Source organism: Pseudoalteromonas sp. Isolate3, from assembly GCF_022398505.1.
GTDB lineage: Bacteria > Pseudomonadota > Gammaproteobacteria > Enterobacterales > Alteromonadaceae > Pseudoalteromonas > Pseudoalteromonas apostichopi.
In genome coordinates this window covers 1-6,572 of the sequence record NZ_JAKEVN010000157.1, presented here as the reverse complement: position 1 = coordinate 6,572, position 6,572 = coordinate 1, and the positions used below count along the sequence as shown (strand labels likewise).

The following is a 6,572-nucleotide window of genomic DNA, read 5'->3' as shown; positions in this document are numbered from 1 at the left end:
TATTTTGATATTATCGACATCTTTAATATAACTCGCGAAATTCCTATTCACCTTGCATACAAATACTTCTGAAAACCTATAAATGTGTCGCGTATCGCAACTGGTGAACCAAACTCAATAGCGGCGTCGTTAATTGTGTTGTATTTAAGCTCTACTAAACTGCGCATTTTTTTTGGTGCGAGTTCTTGAACGCCGTCTTCAATATATTTACTTAATATAAAGTTTATAAACTCTTGTTGTTTATAGTCAGTAAATGCGGAGTTTATTTTAGGTTTTGCTTGTTGGGCTCGTTCGGTGCGTGTTTGTGCCTCTGAGGCATACGCTACGTACGATAAAACATCGTATACATCGCTGTCTTGAGCATCAATTACGGCCTTCATGCTGTCGAGTTTTTCGCTATCGTAACCCGCTTCAGTTAAGTCTTCTAATAGCTTTTCGCGAGTGGTTGGGTCGCTCCAAATTTCGCGTAGTTGATCTTCGTTTTCAAAAAAGCGCGGTAAGTCGTCAAACATACGTTCAACAAACTCTTTAGCTGTAATCGGCTTACCTTCTGCACTCCAGTACATTGCTGAGGAAATATGCTTAATTTGTCGTGTACGGCCGTCTGAGAGCTTTATTTCGAGTTTTTCGCATACACATGGCCTTTCACCGCATTTTTCACAGCCTTCAGGCTCTGGCTTTTCACAAACACATGGTTTTTGTTCACACACCTTACACAGTTTCTGTTCACCGGCACCATCGCCGCCAGTGTCTTCACATTGGCATGGAGTTGTGCCGCACTCTGAGCATACTTCGCTAGGGATCGGCTCACCGTCCCAAGCAGGGTCGGCAAAGTTATGATGCGCTTTTACAAAGTCGTAAATGGTAAAATAGTCTTTCCCATCATATGTGCGAGTCCCTCGCCCTATGATCTGCTTAAACTCAATCATGTTATTACAAGGCCGCATCAATACAATATTACGTACATTACGCGCGTCAACGCCGGTAGAGAGTTTGCGTGATGTTGTTAAAATTGTTGGAATAGTTTTTTCGTTATCGCAGAAGGTTTTTAAGTCGTTTTCACCCGCTACACCGTCGTTAGCGGTAACACGAACACAATAGTTAGTGTTGGTAGTCCAGCCTTTTTTAACTGCGTACTGATTGATAAAATCGCGCACCATACCGGCATGAACTTGTGTTGCACAAAACACGATGGTTTTTTCTTTAGGATTAAAGCGATCCATCCAATAGTGCACACGGCGCTCTTCGCGCTGAGGTATGGTAATAATGCGGTTAAAGTCACCTTCTTTATACAGTTTACCAGGCTCAGGATCGCCTTTTACAACAACACCATCTCCCTCTATGTACTTGTACTCATCCATAGTGCCAACAATGGGTAACACTTTAAATGGCGTTAAAAAGCCATCGTTAATACCTTCTTTTAGAGTATAACTGTAAACGGGTTCGCCAAAGTAACCATAGGTATCAGCATTATCGGTACGCTTGGGTGTTGCGGTTAAACCTAGCTGAACAGCTGGCGCAAAGTAGTTAAGAATATCGCGCCATGCACTTTCATCATTCGCGCCACCACGGTGACATTCATCAATAATAATTAAATCAAAAAAGTCAGCTGGGTATTGTTCGTAATACGGGTTTTCTGCCTTTTTGATTGGTGTATTTTCATCCTCTTCTGTTGTGGCTTCTTTTAATTCGGTTTTAGGCCCACACATAAGAGTATGAAAAATTGTAAAAAATACGCTAGCATTTTTCGGCACACCGCCTCTTTTACGAATATCTTCAGGGGTGATACGCACAATGGCATCATCACCAAACGGCCCGAAATCATTAAATGCCTGATTAGCTAAAATATTACGATCAGCCAAAAATAAAATACGCGGGCGCTTTTTCGCAAGGCTTATATCTTTCTGCGCGGTTAAACTCCAGCGGGTTTGAAACAACTTCCAAGCTGTTTGAAAACCAATACACGTTTTACCCGTACCGGTAGCCAGTGTAAGCAGTATGCGATTTTTTCCTTGAGCAATGGCTTCAAGCGCATTATGAATTGCATTTTCTTGATAATAACGCGGTGCCCAATCGCCTTTGGCTTCAAAGGGAATAGTAGAAAACACATCACGCCAAGCGGTGGTAAAAGAGGCTTCTGGTGTATCGCCTTTTTGCTCAAAGGTTAACTCCCAAAGCGCTTGGGGAGACATATATTCATCTACCAGCGTCTCAATACCTGTGAGCATATCAATCTGGTAAATCTCATGGCCATTGGTGGCATACGCAATACGGCATTGCAGACGCTTTGCGTAGTCTTTGGCTTGGCGCACACCTTCGCTGTGAGTCAGGCTTTCTTTTTTGGCTTCTACTGCGGCAAGCTTACGGCCTTTATATACCAACACATAATCGCAAGGCACTTTGTTAGCGCGTTTGCCCCCCGCCATAATTTGGCCTGGGCAAATAAGCTCGCGACGAATAAAGCTGTTATCAACTTCCCCCCAACCGGCAGCGACTAATTTAGGATCAATTAAATCCGCTCTTGTATCGGCTTCGTTACGCGTCCTTGCTTGTGACATTAGGCCACCGCTCCTTCTTTTTCTTTGGTCAACTCACCTGAAAAAGCTTTTTGTAAGATGGATTTTTTTAGGGTGTCGATATTATCTAGCTTTCTCATATAAAGACCTTCTAGATTCTCAATCTCTTTCTCCAGCTTCTTAAGCGTTTCAACAGCTTTCTGCTGCCCATCTAAAGAAGGCATAGGAATTTGAAGGCTTCTCACGTTATCTTTAGTAATTGTTTGTGTTGCCGCACCTTTAAGTCTTGGGGCTATTTGGGCCTTTCCACTGCTAGAGTTTAAATAGCGGTAAATATATTCATTATTCGCTTTAGATGGATCCAAACGAATTAAAAATAGATTCATCGCTAAAGAGCAGGGTCTATCAGTTTCAGGCATAAAATATACCTTTCCTGCATTCCCAATTTTACTCATAATAATTTCACCGCCGAATAACTTACTCTTGGTTAAATAGTTGTAGGCATGCTCAGTAATATATCGCTTGTTATTTTTGAATTTTTTTTCAAAGTCAGTACTTCTCACCATCCAAGCAAAATCTTCCTGCTCTTTTAGCTCAACATGTTGCTTTAACACTTTATAGCTACCATTCGCATGATAGTCGGTCAGAATATCTACAACTTCTCGCAACTCAACACTCTGAACATCTTCACCACGCTGGCTAAACACTTGCTGCAAATAGCTTTCAAACAGCTCGCGGGCATTTTTGAGGTTTTGTTCGGTCTTGGCGCGGGCTTGTTCTATATCGGCAAAGGCTTGATCGAGAATGGCGACGATGCGTTTTTGCTCGGAGATAGGGGGGATGTCTACAGGAAAGTTTCTCAAATACCCCAGCCCAACAAATTTTTGGGTTGTACCTTTAGCTTCACTACCCATTTTCTCAATCACGTAAGGTGATTCAAGATAATATTTCAAAAACTGACTATCGCACATTTCCTTTGGCTTAAAGAGAGCAACATTCTTGATAGCAAAGTTCGGTAAATATTTAATTACCACCGGATTACCGATAGTTCCAATCATCGCAAAGAGCACGTCTCCTAAATGTACGGCGCTCCGCTCATTTATTTTTGTAAAATCAGACTCAGATATATATTTGATTTTATCTAAATTAATTCTACCATTTTTCAAATTCTTTGAAGTAACAAGTGGGTATCCACTTTCTTGATATTTAGGAGAATCGTGTGTGCCATCTCGTACATCGCAAACTTCTCCCAGCGTAGTTTTCAGCCATTCCATCACAACAACTCCTGAATCTTTCCCAGAATCGCTTCGCTCTCTTTATCCAGCGCGATGATTTCTTCAATAATGGTTTGCGGTTCACGCAGTGGGGCTTCTTCTGCTTGATTGGGGTTTTTAACCGATAAATCCCATGTTGCCTCATCCAGTTCAGTTGTTGTTAATGACCAAGACTTAGCACTGTCTTCAAAGCCCTTTTGTAACTCGATAAATTCTTTTAAGTCGTTGTCGTTGAGCGGGTTGGTTTTACCCAAGCTGCGGCCAGGGTCTAGCTGATAGAACCATGTTTTTTGAGTTGGCTCGCCTTTGGTGAAAAACAGCACGACGGTTTTTACCCCAGCGCCTAAAAAAGTTTTGGCTGGGCAATCAAGTACGGTGTGTAAGTTGCAGTTTTCTAATAACTCTTTGCGCAAGGCAATGGCGGCGTTATCGGTATTCGATAAGAAAGTGTTTTTAATAACAATGGCAGCACGGCCACCAGGCTTTAGCATCTTGATAAAGTGCTGCAAAAACAAGAAGGCGGTTTCACCGGTTTTAATGGGAAAGTTTTGCTGTACTTCTTTACGCTCTTTACCACCAAACGGCGGGTTAGCTAATACAATGTCGTGCTGGTTGCTTGGGGTAATGTCTTGTAGGTTTTCGCCCAGTGTATTGGTGTGAATAACGTTAGGTGCTTCAATGCCATGCAAAATCATGTTCATAATGGCGATAACGTACGCTAAAGATTTTTTCTCTTTGGCGTAAAAGGTGTTTTCTTGCAGGGTTTTTAAGTCGCTGGTTGAAAGCTGCTTGTTGCTTGCACCACCTTGGCGGAGGTAGTCGTAGGCTTCACACAAGAAGCCTGCCGACCCTGCTGCACCATCGTATATGGTTTCGCCAATTTGTGGCTGTAATACGTCTATCATGGCGCGGATTAATGGGCGTGGTGTGTAATATTCGCCCCCGTTGCGACCAGCGTTGCCCATGTTTTTAATTTTTACTTCGTACAGGTGTGAAAGCTCATGTTTTTCTTCTTGTGAGCGAAAACGTAATTCATCTACTTTCTCTAGCGCATCACGCAATGAATAACCACTTTGAATTTTGTTTTTGATCTCGCTAAAGATTTCACCAATTTTGTATTCAATAGTGTCCGGGCTTTTAGCACGTAGCTTAAAACCTTTAAGGTAAGGGAATAACTCACCATCAACAAAATCCATTAAATCGATGCCAGTTAAGGCGTTGTCGTGATCAAACTCACCATTAGCGGTTTTAGGTGCAGCCCATGAACTCCAGCGGTATTTCTCATCGATAATGTATCGGTAGTCTTCTGCCATCAATTCGGCTTCTTGAGACTTAGTAAACTCTAAATCATCAAGGTATTTTAAAAATAGCATCCACGACGATTGCTCTGTGTAGTCTAATTCGCTAGAGCAGCCTGCGTCTTTATGAAAAATATCGTCAATGTTTTTAAAAGTTTGTTCAAACATTATTGTTTTATCCCTGCATAGGCTGTAGAGCCTATTTAAATGTTTATATAATTATTTTAGCCACTTATTATTAGATGCGTTAAAAGCTTTAAGTGGTATTTATTATTCTCATCCATGCTTGAGCAACATAACCGATGGTTTTATTTTGCCCATCAACATTACCCATTACATGACTGTATTTCAAGCAGTTAAACCAAAAAGAAAAATTGCAATAAAAGCACTAAGTACGTTTGTTGTATTACGTCAATAAGCGAAGCTTTTATTGTTGTATGGATTACATTGGAAGTATAAAGGGAAAAACATTAACAAAGAAGTGCTGGGTTTGAATTGAAATACTTTAATATCCACTTCAACCAATAACTTATACTTTTCAATTCTTAACGCGAAGCACCTCATAAACTTGCTTGATTTGCTTTAGCGAACTTTATATTTTTAATATGTTCGCTAAAGTTGGTTTTATACAGCCCGCATTCAAAGCGAAGTAATTTGAGTGTATTAATAACTGTAATTAAAAAAAGAGTTACAGTTATTAACAACCTTATTACGCCTTGTCTATGTGCTTTGCAACAGTTTGTCTACTGAGACCTACAGCTTTAGAAATTGCCTTATAGGTCATGCTAGGAATCTCCTTTTTTAACAGGGCTGCATGCGTCTTAGGCTCACCCTGTTTTATCATTAGAAGACATGAGCTTTTACGGTTTAATTCCTCTTTGAGCTCTACATTTAACAAATGAAGACTTTCAAGATCTGCATCTTTTTGCGTAACCATAGCCAATAATTGTAACCACTTTTTCAGTAGATTGAGAAATGAACGATAATCAGAACACGCCAGTAATCTTTGTTTACTGAATAAGCGGTTTTTTAACAAACCGATTAGTTGCGGGTTTGAGTCTGCCTCAAGCTTATGAAAAACTCTTGTAACCTGCTCATTTAAGGGGCTAAAGCGAATAACTTTATTACACCAGCTCTCATCCTGTTGAAACTCGTTTGCACAAGCCCGTAAAATCTTAGTTGCTGGCGCGGGTTCATTAAGGGCTAAGCTGATAAGGTAATAAAGCTGCTCATCACTTAGACTCTGACGAGTTAGGCCTTCTTTATCTGCCTTTTCTTTTTGTAAAATGCGAATATTGGCTAAAACAGCTGCCCTTTGTTTTTTAAGGTTGCTCAGCTCAGTAAATTGTTTTTTTAGCTGCATATCATGGCTTATAATGGGTTCCTCCATATCCATATCCATATCCATATCCATATCCATATCCATATCCATATCCATATCCATATCCATATCCATATCCATATCCATATCCATATCCATATCC

4 protein-coding genes are annotated in these 6,572 nt (G+C 40.6%); all 4 read right to left on the bottom strand.

The features are described from left to right. Window positions 1–47: 47 nt before the first annotated feature. Window positions 48–2,558, bottom strand: coding sequence for a DEAD/DEAH box helicase family protein (locus tag L1D46_RS19130; RefSeq protein WP_239978048.1), 2,511 nt, complete (start codon window positions 2,556–2,558; stop codon window positions 48–50). Beyond that, window positions 2,558–3,790: a restriction endonuclease subunit S gene (locus tag L1D46_RS19125; protein WP_239978049.1), complete on the bottom strand. Its 1,233-nt coding sequence runs from the start codon at window positions 3,788–3,790 to the stop codon at window positions 2,558–2,560. The genes L1D46_RS19130 and L1D46_RS19125 overlap by 1 nt, the downstream gene beginning before the upstream one ends. Further along, window positions 3,790–5,256: an N-6 DNA methylase gene (locus tag L1D46_RS19120; RefSeq protein WP_239978047.1), complete on the bottom strand. Its 1,467-nt coding sequence runs from the start codon at window positions 5,254–5,256 to the stop codon at window positions 3,790–3,792. Before L1D46_RS19120 ends, L1D46_RS19125 begins: the two co-directional genes overlap by 1 nt. Window positions 5,257–5,797: 541 nt before the next feature. Beyond that, window positions 5,798–6,572 (bottom strand): hypothetical protein (locus L1D46_RS19115; protein WP_239978046.1); only part of this gene is annotated, 775 nt, incomplete at its 5' end.

Excerpts from the sequence above, each read along its gene's own strand:
- L1D46_RS19120 (WP_239978047.1), bottom strand. The coding sequence starts at position 5,256 with ATGTTTGAACAAACTTTTAAAAACATTGACGATATTTTTCATAAAGAC.
- L1D46_RS19130 (WP_239978048.1), bottom strand. The coding sequence starts at position 2,558 with ATGTCACAAGCAAGGACGCGTAACGAAGCCGATACAAGAGCGGATTTA.
- L1D46_RS19125 (WP_239978049.1), bottom strand. The coding sequence starts at position 3,790 with ATGGAATGGCTGAAAACTACGCTGGGAGAAGTTTGCGATGTACGAGAT.